Here is an 18023-nt window from a genome sequence, read left to right on the forward strand (position 1 = left end):
AAGATGGTGGTGTGGTCGACCGCCACGCCGCGGTTCTACCCGATCCCAGCCCTGTCGCAAACGCTGCAAGAGAACCTCAATGGGGCCCGTCTGCGGGCCATTCTGGACGCGCGGAAGCTGGTCGGGCTCGCCATCGCACAGCGTTGCGCCATGAGGAAAATGCGCTGACGGCGGCTCGCCGTGCGTCCGCTCCGAGGTGTATGAAGAGTGCACATACTGTTAAGGTGGCAAACAGTTCTCTACTCAAATGCTTGAGTCGGCTGTAATTTTATTGCCTTTCTGCGTTGCACACTCAGCGTATCTGGTATTTGGTATACCAGTATACAGTCATCTCCATCAGACACGAGGGAGATGCACCATGGCTTACACCACCGCTTCGCACACCGATCAGGACGGCGCTCTGTCGGGGATCGTCAAGGGCGTTCGCGAGTTCGTGAGCGCTTGGTTCGAAACCTCCGCCGCCTACATCGTCTATCGCGAGCTGTCGGCCCTGAGCACGGCCGAACTGGCCGCCCGCGACCTGCGCCGCGAGGACATCGGCCGCGTCGCCATGGACTTGCCGACGCTGATGCGCGAGTAACCGGCACACCGCCCGCCCTCCCGGATCGGACGTCCGCTTCGCCGCGGCGGCTGCCAAGGGAGAGCGGCGAGCCACCGGTGGGGTCAATTCCCCGCCAGAACCGCCAAACAGGCCGCGGGTGGTTCGGGGATGGCTTTGGGTGGCCGGGGCACCGGCGCTTCCTTCGGCGGCTCGAACCAGCTCAAAAGCTCCTGGCCGCAGCCGTCGCCCGGCGGAATGGGGGCTTGCGGAACGCAGGCCGTCGATCCGGCCGGGCAGTTCATCCGCACATGGAAGTGCGAGTCGTGCCCACCCCAGGGACGCACGGTGTTCAGCCAGGAGCGGTCGCCCTGCTCGCTCTGGCACAGCGCCAGCTTGATCGCCGGGTTCACGAACACCCGCGCGACCTTCGGACTCGTCGCCGCCAGTTGCAGAAGGCGGGCCTGACGGGGACCGAACCGCTCCGGCAGAACGCGCTGCGTCTGCCGGTTCACCATGGTCGGAAAGTCCGTACGCTCCCGCGCCTCCCGCACAAGAGGCGGCTGGTCGAGATCGAACCACACGTCGACGTCGAGGCCGATCTGGTGGCTGGCATGCCCGCTTTCCATGCGGCCGCCATACACTTTGGAAATGTCGCCGATGGCCAGCCGCCCCAACCGCTCGGCCTGCGCCCGGCGGGCAAGCTCCTGGACGAAGGCGATGGTGTCGGGATGCCCGTGGTTCCGGTTCCGCGACAGGTTGACCGCCTGGTACCCGGGACCTTCGGGAGGCAGCGTCTGCGCGCCGCGGATGCAGCCGTTGGCGTAGCCGCCGATCGGTTGTGCCGACAGGGCCGGCAACGGCGGCTGCAAGGCCACCGTGCTGAGGTCCATCGGCACGGCGCCGGAAAGCGGGGGCGCCGATCGGGAGACCGGATCGGCCGCCACCGCGCCACCGGTGAACCAGACCCCGCAAAGGATCGTCAGCGCTGCGAAAGACCTCGGCGCTGCGAAAGACCATTGTCGAGCCATGACCGGCCTGGACCCTCTCATCGTTGACCCGGTTCGACATTAGCACGGTGCGTGCGGTGTGGGCGTTGCATCGGGTGGGCGGCGGCGGGCGTCGTCAGAGGCCGTGTTGATCGAGCAGCAATTGCCCGTCGCGCGCCACGTCGTCGCCGTGGTCGAACAGGTTGCGCCAGGACGCCACGCCCGCGGTGATGTCCGGGTGCGACACGGCGGACGAGAAGGCTTCGACGCCGATCAGCCCCTGATAGTCGGCGGCCTTCAACCGGCGCAGCATCGGGGCGAAATCGATGGACCCCTGCGTCAGGCGGCCGCGATGGTTCTGGTCGATCTCGAAATAGCCAAGATGGGGCATCGCCAGTTCGAGCGCGCCCAGCAGGTCGTTCTCCTCGATGTTCATGTGGAAGGTGTCGAGATGGATGCGGACGTTGTCGGCGCCGATCAGCTTGACCATCCGGACGGCCTGTTCCGCCGTGTTGATCAGGTTGCTCTCGTACCGGTTGACCACCTCGAGCGCCAGCAGCATCCCGTAGGATGCGGCCCGTTCGGCGACGATCCGCAAGCCATCTGCCGCAACCTGGACGTTGGCGTCGCTCGGCACCTTCGACGCCTTGCCGAAGGCGCTGTAGAGGATGCCGCCCATGCGGTCCGCGCCCATGTCGCGCGCCAGGGCAAGGGCCGCGCAGTGCCGCTCGACCCCGCGGCGGTGCACGTCCGGGTCGGTGCTCGAAATGTCGTTGTCGGCCTGAAGGGGCGAGGTCGCGACGGGGCGGACCCCCGCCCGCTCGCACAGCGCGGCGATGGCCGCCGGTTCGATGCTGTCATGGTCGCGGATCGGCACGACGAGCTGGCCATAGCCGAAGGCCGCGGCCCGCTCGGCCGCATAGGCGCCATCCTTGGTGGACCATTTCGGGATCCAGGTGTAACTGTGGATCGACCGTCTGTTCATCGCGTTTCCTCCTGATTGTGCCCGCGTGCGGGGTCGTTGGTCTTGCCGACGGTTCGCAAAGGGCAAGCGGCCCCCTTCCCCGCCGGCGGGCCAACCGGCCTGGGTCTGCGTCCGTCAGCGATGCCCGGATCAACCGTCCGGCGGTGGGGTCCCGGGCGGGGTCTATTCGAAGAGAATGTCGTGGCGCTTGAGGATGTCGTCGCGCATCGCCTCGATCATCTTCAAATGCGCCAGCAGGAGCGACTGGGTTCCCGCGACGTCGTTCGTCATGATAGAGCGCATCAGCTTGACGTGGTCGGCGATCGCATCGTCCTCATGATGTGCCTCCTGAAGCTCGAGGAAGCGCACCCGTGTCAGATGCGTCCTCACGTCGTTCAGCATCTCCAACAGCATGGCGTTTCCCAGAACCCCGATGACGGTGTCGTGGAACGCCACGTCCAGTTCGGTGAAACCGACATAGTCCTTCTCCTGCACGACCTGTCTCTGCTGCTCGATCAGCGACAGCGCCTTGCTTTGCGCCACGCTGTGATCGGCGGTCTTGTTCCAGATGCGCGCCACCTCCCCGAACGCCGACACCTCCAGCGCCTCCCGGATGAACTGGGCCTCCTTCACCTTGGCCACGGACAGGCGGGACACCTGCGCCCCGCGCTGCGGCAGGATGCTCAGCAACCCTTCGTTCGCCAGCCGGGAAAAGGCCTGACGCACCGGTGTCCGGCTGACGCCGTATTCGTCGGCGACGGCGTTTTCGTAGATCATCGAGCCGGGCTGGAACGACAGCGAAATGATCCTCTTCCGCAGCTCCTTGTAGATCACGCTGTCCAGCGTGTTGCGTTCCAACACCAGCCGTTCGTTCTTCACCGTGTTCCCCCAGCCGCCGTGCAAGCGGACATCGCCCTTTCCGAGCCCAGAATCGCGATTATCGCCGGATCGGATTGGCCCACGCAAGGTCGCAGCGCCGCTGAACACAGTCCGGAACGCGGGTGGAACCGGGCCGATGACTGATACAGCCGGGCGAACACTTTGTCACTATTGGTTGCACCTCCCCTCCGTCACGCCGCCCTTGGCCGGCGAAATCCATCCGAATGCGGGTTTGATTGCATTCCAATCAAATCGCCTTCTGGATAATCCGTACCATCTTGCATCCTTGGATACAAGTGTGCAAGATAACCGAACGTTGCGCTGGATGAGCCGTTCGCCATCCGCACACCGCCTGTCCGCTCCGCGCGGGCGATCAGTAAACGAATGGCATAAGGGCAGTCTCAGGCTCCGCGCTCAAAGCAACGGGCGCCCTTGATCACCAAACTCATAATAAATCCTAGGGAGTAGGCAGTGACCAATATGTCCAAGCGCCTTGGCGCTTTTCTCGGAGCCACCGCGCTGACGCTGATCGCGGGCATGGGGATGGCCCAGGCCCAGACGCAGAAGCACATCCTGCGCATGAACCACGTTCACAGCCCAGTCGAAGCCTATCATTCGGCGTTCCAGGAATGGGCCAAGCGCGTCGAGGAGCGAACCAACGGCGGCCTGAAGATCGAGGTGTTCCACAGCGCCCAGCTCGGCAACGAAGAGGACATCATCGAGCAGATCCGCCAGGGCGCCAACATCGGCCAGAACACCGACGCGGCGCGCCTCGGCAACTACGTTCGCGAGATCGCCGTCCTGAACGGCCCGTACTTCGTCGAGACGCTCGATGAGGCCTTCGCGCTGTCGAAGCTCGACACCGTCAAGAAGTGGAAAACGGAACTGGCGGACAAGCACGGTCTCCAGGTCGTCTGCTTCGACTTCGTTCAGGGCAAGCGCCATGTCTTCGCCAACAAGCCGGTCCGCAACCCGGGTGAGCTGTCCGGGCTGCGCATCCGCACCCCGCCCGCCCCGATCTGGCAGGAATCGGTGCGCGCCATCGGCGCGGCCCCGACGGCGATGAGCTTCGGCGACATCTACCCCGGCCTTCAGCAGCGAGCTGTCGACGGCGCGGAGCTGACCTACGCCAACATCCGTCCGGGCAACCTCCAGGAGGTCGTCCGGAACGTCAGCGAGACCGGCCACATCCTGCTGATCAACTTCGAGGTCGTCAGCGCCACCTGGTTCAAGAAGCTGCCCGCCGACTACCAGACCGCGCTGGTCGAGGAATGCAGCGCCGCCGGCCAGAAGGTGTCGAAGGTGCTCGCTGACGCCGCGGAGAGCGAGAAGGCCGCGCTGGTCAAGGGCGGCATGAAGGTGACCGAGAACGTCGATGTGGAGGCCTTCCGCAAGGCCGGCGACGCCGCGTACCAAGCGCTCGGCCTCACCGAGGTGCGCGCGGCGATCTACAAGGAAATGGGACGCTAAGTCATCCGAAGCCGGCGAGGCCTGCCTTATGAAAACTCTCTACGACTATATGCTGAAGCTGGAGGCGATCCTCGCCGGCTTGTTCCTGATGCTGATGGTGGGGTTGCTTCTGCTGGGCGGCGTGGCGCGGATGATGCAGCACCCGCTCAACTGGACCATCGATCTGGCGACCTGCTTCTTCGCCTGGGCGGTGTTCCTGTGCGCGGACATCGCCTGGCGCAAGGACATGCTGATGTCCCTCGATCTGGTGACCGCGAAGCTGTCCGAGCGGTACCAGCGGACCCTGCTGTTCGTGAACTACGCGCTGATCGCGCTGTTCCTCTGCTACGCCATCTACGGCGGCACCCTGCTCGCCTGGACCAGCCGGTCCCGCACCTTCAACGGCATTCCCGGCGTCAGCTATTCCTGGGTCACCGCCAGCATCGCTGTTGGCGCGGCCCTGATGCTCGTCACCACCATTCTCAAGATACGGGCCCTGATGCGGTCCGATGGCGTGCCGTGCGCCGCTGCCGCCAGCGGGGAGATTGCCTGACCATGCTGCTCGTCGTTCTCGCCTTCGCGGTCTTCCTGCTCATCGGCATGCCCGTCGCCTTCGCGATCGGCATCTCCGGCGTGCTGTTCTTCCTTCAGCACCCGGAGCTGCCCTTCACCATCCCGCTTCAGGTGACGGTCTCCCAGACCCAGAATTTCGCCCTGCTCGCCGTTCCCCTGTTCATCATGGCGGGCAACTACATGAACCGGTCCGGCATCACCGAAAGCCTGCTGAATCTGGCGTCGGTGGCCACCGGACACCTCAAGGGCGGGCTCGCCCAGATTTCCATCGTCCTGTCGGCGCTGATGGGCGGCGTGTCGGGGTCGGCCATCGCGGACGCGGCGATGCAGTCGCGCATCCTCGGCGAGGAAATGACGAAGCGGGGCATGTCGCGCGGCTTCACCGCCGGCGTGATCTCCTTCACCTCGCTTCTCACCCCGCTGATCCCGCCGGGCATCGGCATGATCCTCTTCGGGACCATCGGCCAGGTGTCGATCGGGCGGCTGTTCGCGGCGGGCTTCGCCCCGGCGCTCCTGCTCGGCATCGCCATGAGCGCTGCCGTCTGGTACACCTCCAACAAGCGCGGATACCCCGCCGAGCGCGAGAAGCGGGCGTCGCTGGCCGAAGTCGGCAGCGCCCTGAAGGGCGGCGTCTGGGCGCTGCTGTTCCCGGTCATCCTGCTCGTCGGCTTGCGCATGGGCATCTTCACGCCGTCGGAGATCGGCGCCTTCGCGGTGCTCTACGCCCTGTTCATCGGCTTCGTGGTCTACCGCCGGCTCAAGGCGAAGAGCTTCGTGGAGGCGCTGGAGGTCAGCCTCGCCGACGTCGGCTCCGCGATGTTCCTCATCAGCCTGTCGGCGATCTTCAGCTACGGCATCGTCTTCGAGCGCATTCCGGAGGTCATCGCGTCGTCCCTGACCAGCCTCACCGACAACGTCCAGCTGGTGATGGTGCTGATCGTCCTTCTGGTGCTGGCGGCCGGTCTGTTCATCGACGCGACGGTGATCATCATCATGATGACGCCGATCTTCCTGCCCGCCGTGCGGGCGATGGGCGGCGATCCGGTGCATTTCGGCGTCGTCTTCATCGTCGCGGCGACCATCGGCAACTTCACGCCACCGGTCGGGGCGGCGATGTTCACCGTCTGCTCGATCCTGAAGGTGTCGGTGGGAGCCTATGTCCGGGAGTCCCTGCCCTTGATGATCGCCATCGGGCTGACAACCATCCTTCTGATCTTCGTGCCCGAGTTCATTCTCCTCATCCCGAACCTGCTCTTCGGATGATGGCGGCGCGCCGGGAGTTGGCGGCGGAAACGCCGCCCTCCCGGCCCCCGGGCACATCGAATCCCTGCGTCCAATCCGGCGCCCGGTACGGCGCCGACTGGTGGAGTTCCAAACACGATGACCGGCAGACTAGACGGAAAACGCGCGCTGGTGACCGGCGCGGGACAGGGCATGGGACGGGCCATCGCGCTCGCCTTCGCCCGGGAGGGGGCCAGCGTCGTCGCGGCCAGCCGCACGCTGTCCAAGATGGAGGATCTGCCCCGCATCGACGCCCGGATCACCCCGGTTGCGCTCGACGTGACCGATCCGGCGGCGGTCCGGCGCGTCGTCGCCGAGGCCGGGGCGCTCGACATCCTCGTCAACAACGCCGGGTGGGTCCACAACGGCACCATCCTGGACTGCAGCGACGAGGATTGGGCGCGCAGCCTGGACCAGAACGTCACCTCGATGTTCCACACCATCCGGGCGGCGCTTCCCGGCATGATCGAACGGCGCCGGGGCTCCATCGTGAACGTCGCCTCGGTGGCGTCGAGCCTGACCGGCGTCGCCAACCGCACCGCCTACGGGACCAGCAAGGCGGCGGTGATCGGCCTGACCAAGGCCGTGGCCCGCGACTTCATCGGCGTCGGCGTCCGCTGCAACGCGCTGTGCCCCGGCACCACCCACTCGCCGTCGCTGGAGGAGCGCATCCAGTCGAGCGCCGATCCTGAGGGCATGCGGGCGCAGTTCATCGCGCGCCAGCCGATGGGCCGCCTGGGAACCGTGGAGGAGATGGCCGCCGCCGCGGTGTATCTGGCCAGCGACGAGTCCGGCTTCATGACGGGCAGCCTGCTCGTCGCCGACGGAGGGCAGACGCTGTGACCGGACCGGCTCAGCCGACCGCGCGCTACGGCGCGGATGCCCTGGACTCCTTCTGCCGCGCGGTGCTTCTGGCTGCGGGAGCGGACGAGGCGACGGCGGACGCGGCCACCCGCGCGATGATGCACGGCTCCCGGCTGGGGGTGGACAGCCACGGCGTGCGGCTGCTCGGGCATTATGTGGCCACCATGACCCAGGGACGGGTGAACCCGCGCCCTGCCCCGCGCATCCTGTCAGAATTCGGGGCTGTCGCTACGCTGGACGCCGACAACGCCCACGGCGCGCTCGGCGCCTACCGCGCCCAGGAGAAGGCGGTCGAGCTGGCCGGCCGGTTCGGCATCGGCGCGGTCGCCATCCGCAACAACTCCCATTTCGGCCCGGCCGGCGCCTTCGCGCTCGCCGCGGCGGAGGCGGGCTGCATCGGCATGGCCGTCTGCAACTCCGACAGCTTCATGCGGCTGCACGACGGCGCCGAACGCTTCCACGGCACCAACCCGATCGCCATCGCCGTTCCGGTGAAGGACGGCGATCCGTGGCTGTTCGACATGGCCACCAGTGCCATCCCCTACAACCGCGTCCAGCTCTACCGCAGCCTCGGGCTTGCGCTTCCCGAAGCCACCGCGTCGGACCCCACGGGACGCAACACCACCGACCCCGAGCGGGCCGAGATGCTGGCGCCGCTGGGCGGCGAGTTCGGCTTCAAGGGGGCCGGGCTGGCGGGCTTCGTGGAAATCCTCAGCGCCGTCCTGACCGGCATGAAGCTGAGCTTCGAGATCCTGCCGATGCCGGGACCGGACCTGAGCACGCCGCGCGGCATGGGCGCCTTCGTGATGGCGATCCGTCCGGAGGCTTTCCTGCCGCAGGAAAACTTCCAGGACAGCATGGCGCGCTATCTGGCCGCCCTGCGCGGGTCCCGGGCCGTGCCGGGCCGAACGGTCATGGCGCCCGGCGACCGCGAATGGGCCGAGGCGGAGCGCCGCAGGTCGCTTGGCATCCCCATCGACCAGACGACCATCGACACCTTCAATCATCTCGCCCACGCTCATGGCATCCCCGCCCCGGTTCCGGTGGGCTCGCCCGCGTAAGGCGGGACTCCGGACACGGTATGCGGATTTGGCGGGGCGGCACGGCTCCGCCTTTTTCTTGTTGCCCGCGCCCCGTAAATGCAGAATCCCTCTCATAATTGAAAAGAATGGGAAGGGAGAGTCCCCCGCCATGAAACGTCGTTCCTTTCTGACCAGCGCCGGGGTCGGGCTGGCCGCCAGCACCGTCGTCGCAGCACCGGCCATCGCGCAGAGCCAGCCCGAGATCAAGTGGCGCATGGCGTCGAGCTACCCCAAGAGCCTCGACACCATCTTCGGCGGGGCGGAGCTGATCGCCCGCCGGGTCGCCGCCGCCACCGACAACAAGTTCCAGATCCGCACCTTCGCGGCGGGCGAGATCGTTCCGGCGCTCCAGGTGCTGGACGCGGTGCAGAACGGCACGATCGAGTGCGGCCAGTCCGCGGCCTATTTCTACATCGGCAAGGACCCGACCTTCTGCTTCGACACGGCCATGCCCTTCGGCCTCAACACGCGCCAGCACATCTCCTGGATGATGCACGGCGGCGGGCTGGAGCTGATGCGGGAGCTGTTCCGGGAACACAACATCTACAACATCCCCGCCGGCAACACGACGGCCCAGATGGGCGGCTGGTTCCGCAAGGAAATCAAGACGGTGGAGGACCTGAGCGGCCTCAAGATGCGGGTCGGCGGGCTGGCCGGGCAGATCATGGGCAAGCTGGGCCTCGTCCCGCAGCAGATCGGCGGCGGCGACATCTACCCGGCGCTGGAGCGCGGCACCATCGACGCGGCGGAGTTCGTCGGCCCCTACGACGACGAGAAGCTGGGCTTCCACAAGGTCGCCAAATACTACTACTCGCCGGGCTGGTGGGAGGGCTCCGCCCAGATCCCGCTGATGATCAACATCACCGCCTGGGAGCAGCTTCCCGAGTCCTACAAGACGATCCTGGAGCAGGCCTGCTGGGAGGCCAACACCTGGATGATCGCCAAGTACGACGCCGTCAACGCCGCGGCGCTGAAGCGTCTGGTCGCCGGCGGCGCCCAGCTCCGCGCCTTCCCGCGCGACGTCATGATGGCCTGCGAGAAGATCGCCAACGAGCTGTACGACGAGCTGTCGGCGAAGAACCCGCGCTTCAAGAAGGTCTACGAGGCGTGGAAGCCCTTCCGCGACGAGGAGCGGCTGTGGTTCCGCGTCGCCGAGAACAGCTTCGACTCCTACGTCTATTCCCAGTCGGCGCAGCGCCGCTGAGGAGAAAGCGGCCCCTTCCCGTCCCGGAACGGAGAGGGGCCGCTCCTCCGGTCACGCGGTCAGTGCGAGACCGCGCCGGCCGCGCCCAGGCCGGTTTCCGAGCGGATGTACTGGTACTCGTAGGCCTTCGCCTCCGCCGCCGCCCGCGCGCTGCGATCGGTGACCGAGAAGAGCCAGGTCGTCGCGAAGGCGATGACCATCGAGAACAGCGCCGGATGCTCGTAGGGGAAGATCGGCGCCGGGAACTTGAAGACGCTGACCCACACCGTCGGCCCCAGCACCACGAAGGCGACGCAGCTCACCAGACCGGCGAAACCGCCGATGAAGGCGCCGCGCGTGGTCAGGCCCTTCCAGAAGATCGACAGGATCAGCACCGGAAAGTTCACCGACGCCGCCAGACCGAAGGCCAGCCCGACCATGAAGGCGATGTTCTGGTTCTCGAACAGCAGGCCCAGCGTGATGGCGATGACGCCCAGCGCCAGCGTGGCGAGGCGCGACACCCGCATCTCCGACGCCTCGGTGGCGTTGCCCTTCTTGAGGACGCGGGCGTAGAGGTCGTGGCTGACCGCCGACGCGCCGGCCAGGGTCAGGCCGGCGACCACCGCCAGGATGGTGGCGAAGGCGACCGCCGAGATGAAGCCCAGGAAGAGGTTGCCGCCGATGGCCTTGGACAGGTGGATGGCCGCCATGTTGCCGCCGCCCAGGATCTTGCCCGCCGCGTCCAGATAGGCCGGGTTGGTGCCGACGATCACGATGGCGAGGAAGCCGATGGTCACCGTCAGGATGAAGAAGTAGCCGATGAAGCCGGTGGCGTAGACAACCGACTTGCGCGCCTCCTTCGCGTCGGGAACGGTGAAGAAGCGCATCAGGATGTGCGGCAGCCCCGCCGGTCCGCACATCAGCGCGAGGCTGAGCGACACCGCGGCGATGGGATCGGCCATGGCGGCGCTGGGGCGCAGGATGGCGGCGTTCGCGGCGTGGGCGGCGACGGCCTGCTGGAGCAGCCGCTCCGGGTTGAAGCCGAACTGCGCCAGCGCCAGCCCGACCAGCACGGTGCAGCCGCCGAGCAGCATCACCGCCTTGATGATCTGCACCCAGGTCGTGGCGAGCATGCCGCCGAAGGTCACGTACAGGATCATCAGCACGCCGACCATCACCACGGCGTAGGTGTAGTCCAGCCCGAACAGGAGCTGGATCAGCTTGCCCGCCCCGACCATCTGCGCGATCAGGTAGAAGCAGACCACGGTCAGCGACCCGACCGCGGCCAGCGAGCGGATCGGCGTCTGGCCCAGCCGGTAGGAGGCCACGTCGGCGAAGGTGAAGCGGCCCAGGTTGCGCAACCGCTCGGCGATCAGGAACAGCATCAGCGGCCAGCCGACCAGGAAGCCGATGGTGTAGATCACCCCGTCGAAGCCCTTGGCGAAGACCATGCCCGACAGGCCGAGGAAGGCCGCCGCCGACATGTAGTCTCCCGCGATGGCCAGCCCGTTCTGGAAACCGCTGATGCCGCCGCCGGCGGTGTAGAAGTCCGACGCCGAGCGGGTGCGCTTCGACGCCCAGTAGGTGATGCCCAGCGTGCCCGCGACGAACAGCAGGAACATGGCGATGGCCGTCACGTTGACCGGCTGACGCTCCACCGCACCATCGATGGCGGCGGCGAGGGCGGGACCGGCCGCCAGCGCCGGCAGCAGCGCGGCGGAGGCGGAAGCCAGAAGACGCACGGCGCTCATCGGCCCACCTCGTTCAGCAGGTCGCGGTTCATCGCGTCGTAGCGGCTGTTGGCGCGCAGGACGTAGACGCCGGTCATCAGCGAGCAGAAGACGGTGATGACGATGCCGGCGGCCAGCCCGACCGGGAAGGTCATGCCCTCGGCCAGCGGGCGCGCCATCAGGTCGGGCGCCAGCGCCGAGGCGAACACGAAGGCGTAGTAGACCGCCAGAACGATCAGCGCCAGCCGCCAGCTGAAGCGCGCGCGGCTCGCCGTCATCGCGGCGAACTTCGGGTTGGACAGCACCCGCTCGTAAATCTCGTCGGACATGGTTTTTATCGCTTTTTTCTTGAAGCCCAGGCATTGCGCATCGCAGCAATACTCTGGGCGCATGACAGCAAAAAGCGAAATTAAATTTCTTATGACACGAAATAACGAAAGATTCGCTCGAATCCGTTCCCGTTTAACCGGATAACGGTTGATCATTAGCCAAGAGACGGTTGATCCTGACATGCAGAATGCGACAACGGGTCGCGCTGCGATGCAACATGAGGCAACGCTGTTATCCCGCCGTCCGCCCTTTCAGACGGGCATCCTTCAGCCGGACATGGATCAAGCCGCTGCCCGTAGGGTCGGAGCGATCGGGTTTGACCATCGCCTCCAGCAGCTTCTCGTCGCTCGACCAGTAGGGCACGTACCACAGCCGGTCCACGTCCATGACCAGCACCCGGTGGGTCTCCGCGTCGTAGGCGCCGAGCGGCGCGATGTGGCCCACCGTGGCATCGCCGGTCAGCGTGCCCTGGTCGTAGGCCAGCAGGATGATGTCGCTGTCGTCGCGCTCGTTCTCATCGAGGATGCGCCGCAGCTCGTCCAGCGTCTCCGGCGAGGTGTCCTTGGGCCGGAAGACCTCCACCGTAGCGTCCAGCCCGAAGGCGTCCACCGACCTCTGGACCAGCCCGGCGAAATCGGCGAAGGACACACCGTCCCCGTTCTCCGCCGTGCCCGCCTTCCATCCGTCGTCGTCCACCTCGTTCAGCACCCGCGCCTGGGTGACCAGCCGGTTGGACGAGAGTGGCGGCAGGCCGCGCAGCGCGTTGATCATCATCGCCACGCTGGCGACCGAACAGGCGCTGCCCGTTTGCTGGGCCGTGTAATAAGGCATCATCGCCCAGAAGTCCGGCGCCCCGGCCCGGCGCAGATAGTCGCGGTCATCGGTCATCGGCACGGCGTCCGGGCCGAACTTCGGCTTGGTCTCGCTCTGCGCGTCCTGCGCCGCGGCGGGGGGGCCGGCCAGACACGCGACGGTCGACAGGACCAACAGAGCCGAGCGGAACGGTGCCTTCATCACCGGCGTTTTCCTCAATGGTGTCACGGTCGATGCCTCTGCCGGCTCTAGCCGGACGGGGTGGGCCTTGGCGGAAGGCTCTGCGGCACGAGCGCCATGCAGTTCTGCACGACCGCGGCGCAGGCGCCCAACGACGACGCCCGGTAGACCAACTGCTCGACGGCCCCGTTCCTCAAGGTGAAGGTCGCTTCGCACCGGTTGTCCACCACGTCGCCAGCCCGCGGAGGATAGTAGTCCCACGGGTCGTAGTCGAGCCCGCGATGGCGCCAGCCGGGATAGCCCCACGGATACCCCCATCCGTAGCCCACCGGCGGCGGCGGTGGGGCGTAGTAATCGATGGAGCCCGCGCGGTAGGTGAAGAACTCCAGGTCGCCGCTGGCCGCCTGCCGGTGCGGCACCCCGGCGCACGACAGCAGCGTTCCCTTGGGCATGCCGACCAGCGCGCTCTGGGCGGCCAGCGCGACGTCGGCCCGGGGGTCGGCGCACCCCGCCAGCCCCGCCACGACGAGCAGAAGGACGGCGGCGGACCGCCGCAAGGGTTGCAAATGCGGGAGCACGGGCGGAGCCTCCTTCCCCGGGACATATCCCGGAAGAACAAGCCTCCGCCCGTTTTTGATCCCACTCAGGCTATGGCCGGGCCCGGGATCAGGCGTCCCAGAAATGCGGCATGCCATCCGACGCCGTGTAGCCGCTCTGGCCGATCAGCGCCCAGTTCAGGTCATGGATGCCCATGGCCAGCGCCGGGGAGTTCGGCTGCAGCGAGTAGTCGCCCCAGTAGGGGTTGTTGAACAGCGGCTTGCCCGTCACGTCGTTGTCGCCGTAGCGCGGCACGTTGTGGACGAGGTTGCCGTCGATCACCGGATTCCCGGCGGTCAGCAGTTCCATGTAGTCGTCCAGCGGCAGCGTCCCGCTGATGACGTTGCCGGTGATGGTGTTGTTGCGCGGCAGGCCCGGATCGCCGTGCTTGGGCGCCCAGCCGACGCGGATGAACTCCTCCACGTTGCTGGCGATGATCGAGAAGTTGTTGGTGACGAGGTTGTTGTCGCCGCCGTGGATGTGCACCCCGGCCAGCCCGGTGTCCTTCAGGAAGTTGCCGGTCACCGTGACGCCGCCGGCCATGTCGTCCAGATAGATGCCGAAGCCCTTGTGGTTGGTCAGCCACTGGTCGGTGTTGCTGGTCGCCAGCCCGCCGACATGCTCCACCCAGTTGCCGCGGATGATCGTTCCGGTGTCGACGCTGGACCGGCCCAGCACCTCGATGCCGCCGCCGTCCGCCGTCTCCAGGTTGGTGTTGGTGACGCGGTTGTACTCGATGACGTTGTTGCGGTTGATGTTGCTGGAGTCCCAGTTCTTCAGCGAGATGCCGTAACGCGCGCTGGAGTCCACGTCGTTGTGGGCGATCAGGTTGTTGTCGACCCCGGTGCCGATGATCCCGGCCACACCCTTGCGCACCTCGCCGACGTGGGAGATGTCGTTGGCGTAGACGGTGTTGCCGTTGCTGCGCCCGTCCAGCTCGATGCCGTTGACCGCCAGATGCTCCAGCGTGTTGCCGCCCACCAGGTTGTTGGAGGACGCCGCGGTCAGCTTGATCGCCGTGCCGACGTTGAGGAAGCTGTTGTTGCCGATGCTGTTGCCCGACGCCCCCTTCAGCTCCACCGCGTAGCCCCAGGTGGTGGTGTTGGTGAAGCCCAGCCCCTCGATGGTCACGTCGCTGCTGCCGTTCAGGCGGATCAGCGTGCCCAGCCGCGCCACCTCGACGCCGTCCTGCACCAGGGTGGCGGGATGTTCCGGCTTGAACACCAGCGACTTGTCCGAGGCGCGCCACGCGAACTCGCCCGCCTGATCGACGAAGGACGGGTTGTTCAGCAACTTGTAGGTGGTTCCCTCGGCGAAGGGCAGCGAGGTGCCGTTCTTCAGCGTGATGGTGCGGGTGGCGTCGTTGACGCTGGCGATCTCGGTCAGCGTGTCGGACAGCCGCTCGGCGTCCATCAGCTGGATCTTCATGCCGGGGATGATGTCGCCCGACGACATGTCGCCGGTGTGGTAGCGCACCGACCAGCCGCTGGGGCCGCCGTTGGCCGCGTCAGCGAAGTACCAGCCGGTGGTGGTGGGGTTGTCGGCGTCGACGATGCCCTTGCTGGCCAGCGTCTGGCGCACGCCGCCGATGGTCAGGTCGAGGTCGGTGGCCTGCGACAGCTTCGCGGAATAGATCCCGTTGCCCTCGCTAACGAAGTTCGTGACCTTCTCCGCCCCGTTCAGCACCGGCGTCTCGCCGGGATAGTTGCGGAAGCTGTGGCCGTTGTCGGCGCCGGTCAGCTCCAGCGTCTTGGTCAGGCGGTAGACACCCTCACGCACATAGGTCGTGTCGACGTCGCTGTCCCGCATGGCGTCGCGGGCGCGCTCCAGCGAGGCGAAGGGACCGTCGGTGCCGTCGGCGTTCGGCGCGGACAGCTTGCCCGACCACGTGTCCTTGCCGTTGGCCGCGACGTAGAAGGCCGGGCCGGACGGCGGCGGCGGGGGCGGCTCGGCCGGCGGCTGGAACAGCGACGCCGGGGCATCGACGTTCAGAGCGCCACCCCAGAACAGCCCTTCCTGCCCCTTCACCACGTCCTTTCCGTCCACCGCCCCCTTGTCATAGGTGACGATGCTGTCGGTCGCCGCGACGGTGTTGCCGTTGATCGACACCGACTTGACGAACAGGTTGCGGTCCTGCCCGTTCACCACGGAATCGTTGTCGTAGTGGATCTGGATCCTGTGGGCTTCCTTGGCGTCCAGATCGACCGTGAAGCTGAAGGGCTGCGGGTCGCTGGAGGTGGCGCGGCCCTCGCCGACCACCTTGCCGTCGACCAGCAGCTTGAAGTGCGGCGCCACCCCGCCGGCCGACTGGCCCCAGGCGGTGACGACGATGTCCGTCGGCGTCAGCTTGGCCGGCGGAGGCGGCGGAGGCGGCGGGACGTAGGGTCCGTCGAAATATTCCTCCGGCACGCCGAAGGTCAGGGCACCGCCCCAGAACAGCCCTTCCTGGCCCGCGACCACGAACTTGCCGTCCACCGGCCCCTTGTCGTAGGAGGCCATTGGGGAGGTCGATTTGATCTCCTGCCCGTCGATGGTGATGCCCTGGACGAACAGGTTGCGGTCCTGGCCGTTGACGGTGGCGTCGTTGTCGTAATGGATCTGGATCTTGTGGGCCTCGTTGGGGTCCACATCGACCTTGAAGGTGTAGCCGGTCGGGCTCGTCGCGCTGACCCAGGCGTCGCCGACCACCTTGTCGTCCACCAGCAGCTTGAAATGCGGCGGCGTGCCGTTGGCGGCGGCTCCCCAGGCCTTCACGACGATCTCGGTCGTCATGGTGGCCGGGGCCTCGGGCTCCGGCTCCTGCGCGCTGGCGAACATGGTCTTGGGCAGGTCGACGTTCAGCGCGCCGCGCCAGTACATCTCGGTCTGCCCGGCGATGACGTTCTTGCCATCGATGTCGCCGGTGTCGTAGGTCACCAGCGGGTCGATGCTGAGGATCGGTTTCCCGTTCACCTCGAACGATTTGACGAAGAGGTTGCGGTCCTCCCCGTTCACGAAGCCGTCGTTGTCGTACTGAAGCTGAAGCTTGTGGGCCTTGTCGGCCGGAACGCGGGCGTTGAAGGTGTAGCGGCCCAGCGACGCCGACGCGACGGTCGCCTGCCCGATCTCAACCCCATCCAGCCGCAGCACGAAATGCGGCCACTTTCCGCCTGCGGGAGCGCCCCAGGCGTTCACCGTAAAGGTGACGTCCATCAGTTCGGTAGTTTCGGCAGCCATCTCGGACCTCATAGAACTCTAGACCAACGTCTTAGCCCAGAGGTTGAGGTGCTCCGCTTAACGGAAAAATAAGAATCGTGGTAAATATTTTACTAACGACGCTGATTCCTGTGACATAAACAGGCAGTTCCAGTCAGGCGAAAATGATTGAGCATTGGAAAGAAAGTCATCACATTGACAAGAGGTTCGATCCTGGCCGAGCTTGAGCTTGGTCTTAACTTTTCTGGCCTCCACCATCCTCCAACTACTTCTCCTCGACGCGCTTCCCGAGGATGAACCAGCATCTCTGCTGAACCAGCACTCCACGGATTGAGCAACTTGACACTCATCGGCTCATAGTCGCGCACGTCGCGCGTGATCACGATCAGCCGGCGGACAAGCGCGGTGGCGGCGATCGGGCCGTCACGTTTGGTGCATGGGTTTGGGTACAAACCCGCCAGAGCCCTCGTGCTCTCGTCCATGGCGGGCCTGAACTCCGTTGATCCGTGGCGAGACTGCTTCAGCGCCGGAGGATGATCCGGGCTGGTACGGTGCGTCGAGGGTTAAGATTCACGCCGATCCCGTTGCTCACTTGCCGCCCGTGACATCGAGGAAGGTGCCGGTGATGAAGGAAGCCTCGGCGCTTGCCAGCCATAGGATCGCCCGGGCGACCTCTTCAGGCTGACCGCCCCTTCCCATGGGGATCGAGTCCTTGACGCGATCCACCCGTCCCGGCTCTCCGCCGCTCGCATGCATGTCCGTGTAGATGTGCCCGGGGCGGATGCAGTTCACGCGGATGCCGTCCCGCGCGACCTCCTTGGCGAAGCCGGTCGTGAAGGTTTCAAGGGCCCCCTTCGAGGCGGCGTAGTCGACATATTCGTTTGGACTGCCGAGCCGGGCCGATGCCGATGAGATGTTGATCACGACGCCGCCCCGCCCGTTGTGGCGATACGACATGCGCTTTGCCGCCTGCTGCGCACAAAGGATAGGGCCGATCGCGTTGACCGCGAAGATGCGCTGCATCCGCTCGAAGTCGAGATCCTCGGTCCGGGACTGCCGCGCAAGCACCGCGGCGTTGTTGACCAGGACGTCGATCCGGCCGAACTCCTGGTCGATCGCGGCGAACAGCCGGACCACCTGCGCCGGGTCCGCGCTGTCGGCGCGCACGGGTAAAGCCCGGCGCCCCAGCGCTTCCACATCCGCCGCCACCGCACGGGCGGCGGACTCGTTGGCGACGTAGCTGATCGCCACATCGTAGCCCTGAGCGGCGGCGAGCCTCGCAGTCGCCGCGCCCACGCCACGCCCTCCACCCGTTATCAGAATCAGCGGCGCTTGAGGAACGGTGTTCATTGGAAGAACCTTCCTGTGGTGGCGAA

16 protein-coding genes are annotated in these 18023 nt (G+C 66.3%); 7 read left to right on the plus strand and 9 right to left on the minus strand.

Annotation, left to right across the window (positions count from 1 at the left end; all coding sequences use genetic code 11):
* Window positions 1–358 precede the first annotated feature (358 nt).
* The gene (locus tag ACWPN7_RS08190; RefSeq protein WP_137105560.1) at window positions 359–580 is read left to right on the plus strand and encodes a hypothetical protein; all 222 of its coding nucleotides are present in this window, start codon (window positions 359–361) and stop codon (window positions 578–580) included.
* An 83-nt stretch (window positions 581–663) separates the two neighbouring features.
* Here the strand turns inward: ACWPN7_RS08190 and mepA are convergent, their stop codons facing one another.
* From mepA to ACWPN7_RS08205, 3 genes are all read right to left on the minus strand, one after another.
* Entirely contained in the window at window positions 664–1431 is a 768-nt protein-coding gene (gene mepA / locus ACWPN7_RS08195; protein ID WP_176025302.1) for a penicillin-insensitive murein endopeptidase, read from the minus strand.
* A gap of 232 nt (window positions 1432–1663) precedes the next feature.
* Window positions 1664–2512 (minus strand): sugar phosphate isomerase/epimerase family protein, encoded by an 849-nt coding sequence (locus tag ACWPN7_RS08200; protein WP_040133791.1) that lies wholly within the window; start codon window positions 2510–2512, stop codon window positions 1664–1666.
* Between the two features lie 162 nt (window positions 2513–2674).
* Window positions 2675–3370 carry a GntR family transcriptional regulator gene (locus tag ACWPN7_RS08205; protein WP_459198137.1) on the minus strand — a complete coding sequence of 232 codons (696 nt, stop codon included), beginning with the start codon at window positions 3368–3370 and terminating at the stop codon, window positions 2675–2677.
* A gap of 480 nt (window positions 3371–3850) precedes the next feature.
* On the opposite strand from ACWPN7_RS08205, the gene ACWPN7_RS08210 reads away from it, so the two are divergent.
* The 6 genes from ACWPN7_RS08210 to ACWPN7_RS08235 all read left to right on the plus strand — a co-directional run bounded on the left by ACWPN7_RS08210 (window position 3851) and on the right by ACWPN7_RS08235 (window position 9823).
* Window positions 3851–4840, plus strand: coding sequence for a C4-dicarboxylate TRAP transporter substrate-binding protein (locus ACWPN7_RS08210; protein ID WP_459198138.1), 990 nt, complete (start codon window positions 3851–3853; stop codon window positions 4838–4840).
* 28 nt (window positions 4841–4868) lie between these two features.
* Entirely contained in the window at window positions 4869–5372 is a 504-nt protein-coding gene (locus ACWPN7_RS08215) for a TRAP transporter small permease (protein WP_040133792.1), read from the plus strand.
* A 2-nt stretch (window positions 5373–5374) separates the two neighbouring features.
* Window positions 5375–6655 (plus strand): TRAP transporter large permease, encoded by a 1281-nt coding sequence (locus ACWPN7_RS08220; protein WP_014239575.1) that lies wholly within the window; start codon window positions 5375–5377, stop codon window positions 6653–6655.
* Window positions 6656–6772: 117 nt separating this feature from the next.
* Entirely contained in the window at window positions 6773–7516 is a 744-nt protein-coding gene (locus ACWPN7_RS08225; RefSeq protein WP_459198139.1) for an SDR family oxidoreductase, read from the plus strand.
* Window positions 7513–8598 carry an Ldh family oxidoreductase gene (locus tag ACWPN7_RS08230; protein ID WP_459198140.1) on the plus strand — a complete coding sequence of 362 codons (1086 nt, stop codon included), beginning with the start codon at window positions 7513–7515 and terminating at the stop codon, window positions 8596–8598. The genes ACWPN7_RS08225 and ACWPN7_RS08230 overlap by 4 nt, the downstream gene beginning before the upstream one ends.
* A 130-nt stretch (window positions 8599–8728) precedes the next feature.
* Complete coding sequence (locus ACWPN7_RS08235) at window positions 8729–9823, plus strand: TRAP transporter substrate-binding protein (protein ID WP_040133795.1); 1095 nt, start codon at window positions 8729–8731, stop codon at window positions 9821–9823.
* A gap of 59 nt (window positions 9824–9882) precedes the next feature.
* On the opposite strand, the gene ACWPN7_RS08240 is transcribed toward ACWPN7_RS08235, so the two are convergent.
* The 6 genes from ACWPN7_RS08240 to ACWPN7_RS08265 all read right to left on the minus strand — a co-directional run bounded on the left by ACWPN7_RS08240 (window position 9883) and on the right by ACWPN7_RS08265 (window position 17997).
* Window positions 9883–11553 (minus strand): cation acetate symporter, encoded by a 1671-nt coding sequence (locus ACWPN7_RS08240; protein ID WP_459198141.1) that lies wholly within the window; start codon window positions 11551–11553, stop codon window positions 9883–9885.
* The gene (locus ACWPN7_RS08245; RefSeq protein WP_014198129.1) at window positions 11550–11861 is read right to left on the minus strand and encodes a DUF485 domain-containing protein; all 312 of its coding nucleotides are present in this window, start codon (window positions 11859–11861) and stop codon (window positions 11550–11552) included. The genes ACWPN7_RS08240 and ACWPN7_RS08245 overlap by 4 nt, the downstream gene beginning before the upstream one ends.
* A 232-nt stretch (window positions 11862–12093) precedes the next feature.
* Window positions 12094–12876, minus strand: a complete 783-nt coding sequence (locus ACWPN7_RS08250) for a phytochelatin synthase family protein (protein ID WP_459198142.1) — start codon at window positions 12874–12876, stop codon at window positions 12094–12096.
* A gap of 47 nt (window positions 12877–12923) precedes the next feature.
* Window positions 12924–13433 carry a hypothetical protein gene (locus ACWPN7_RS08255; protein WP_459198143.1) on the minus strand — a complete coding sequence of 170 codons (510 nt, stop codon included), beginning with the start codon at window positions 13431–13433 and terminating at the stop codon, window positions 12924–12926.
* Between the two features lie 88 nt (window positions 13434–13521).
* Window positions 13522–16668 carry a carbohydrate-binding domain-containing protein gene (locus ACWPN7_RS08260; RefSeq protein WP_459198144.1) on the minus strand — a complete coding sequence of 1049 codons (3147 nt, stop codon included), beginning with the start codon at window positions 16666–16668 and terminating at the stop codon, window positions 13522–13524.
* A gap of 567 nt (window positions 16669–17235) precedes the next feature.
* Window positions 17236–17997: a glucose 1-dehydrogenase gene (locus ACWPN7_RS08265; RefSeq protein ID WP_103041567.1), complete on the minus strand. Its 762-nt coding sequence runs from the start codon at window positions 17995–17997 to the stop codon at window positions 17236–17238.
* Between the last annotated feature and the right edge of the window lie 26 nt (window positions 17998–18023).

This window comes from Azospirillum sp. UENF 312511 (assembly GCF_058780635.1).

What these genes read in the sequence shown, in the direction of transcription:
- ACWPN7_RS08190 (WP_137105560.1), top strand. Translation starts at nt 359, where the DNA reads ATGGCTTACACCACCGCTTCGCACACCGATCAGGACGGCGCTCTGTCG.
- mepA (WP_176025302.1), bottom strand. Translation starts at nt 1,431, where the DNA reads ATGGACCTCAGCACGGTGGCCTTGCAGCCGCCGTTGCCGGCCCTGTCG.
- ACWPN7_RS08200 (WP_040133791.1), bottom strand. Translation starts at nt 2,512, where the DNA reads ATGAACAGACGGTCGATCCACAGTTACACCTGGATCCCGAAATGGTCC.
- ACWPN7_RS08210 (WP_459198138.1), top strand. Translation starts at nt 3,851, where the DNA reads ATGTCCAAGCGCCTTGGCGCTTTTCTCGGAGCCACCGCGCTGACGCTG.
- ACWPN7_RS08215 (WP_040133792.1), top strand. Translation starts at nt 4,869, where the DNA reads ATGAAAACTCTCTACGACTATATGCTGAAGCTGGAGGCGATCCTCGCC.
- ACWPN7_RS08220 (WP_014239575.1), top strand. Translation starts at nt 5,375, where the DNA reads ATGCTGCTCGTCGTTCTCGCCTTCGCGGTCTTCCTGCTCATCGGCATG.
- ACWPN7_RS08225 (WP_459198139.1), top strand. Translation starts at nt 6,773, where the DNA reads ATGACCGGCAGACTAGACGGAAAACGCGCGCTGGTGACCGGCGCGGGA.
- ACWPN7_RS08235 (WP_040133795.1), top strand. Translation starts at nt 8,729, where the DNA reads ATGAAACGTCGTTCCTTTCTGACCAGCGCCGGGGTCGGGCTGGCCGCC.
- ACWPN7_RS08240 (WP_459198141.1), bottom strand. Translation starts at nt 11,553, where the DNA reads ATGAGCGCCGTGCGTCTTCTGGCTTCCGCCTCCGCCGCGCTGCTGCCG.
- ACWPN7_RS08245 (WP_014198129.1), bottom strand. Translation starts at nt 11,861, where the DNA reads ATGTCCGACGAGATTTACGAGCGGGTGCTGTCCAACCCGAAGTTCGCC.
- ACWPN7_RS08250 (WP_459198142.1), bottom strand. Translation starts at nt 12,876, where the DNA reads ATGAAGGCACCGTTCCGCTCGGCTCTGTTGGTCCTGTCGACCGTCGCG.
- ACWPN7_RS08260 (WP_459198144.1), bottom strand. Translation starts at nt 16,668, where the DNA reads ATGGCTGCCGAAACTACCGAACTGATGGACGTCACCTTTACGGTGAAC.
- ACWPN7_RS08265 (WP_103041567.1), bottom strand. Translation starts at nt 17,997, where the DNA reads ATGAACACCGTTCCTCAAGCGCCGCTGATTCTGATAACGGGTGGAGGG.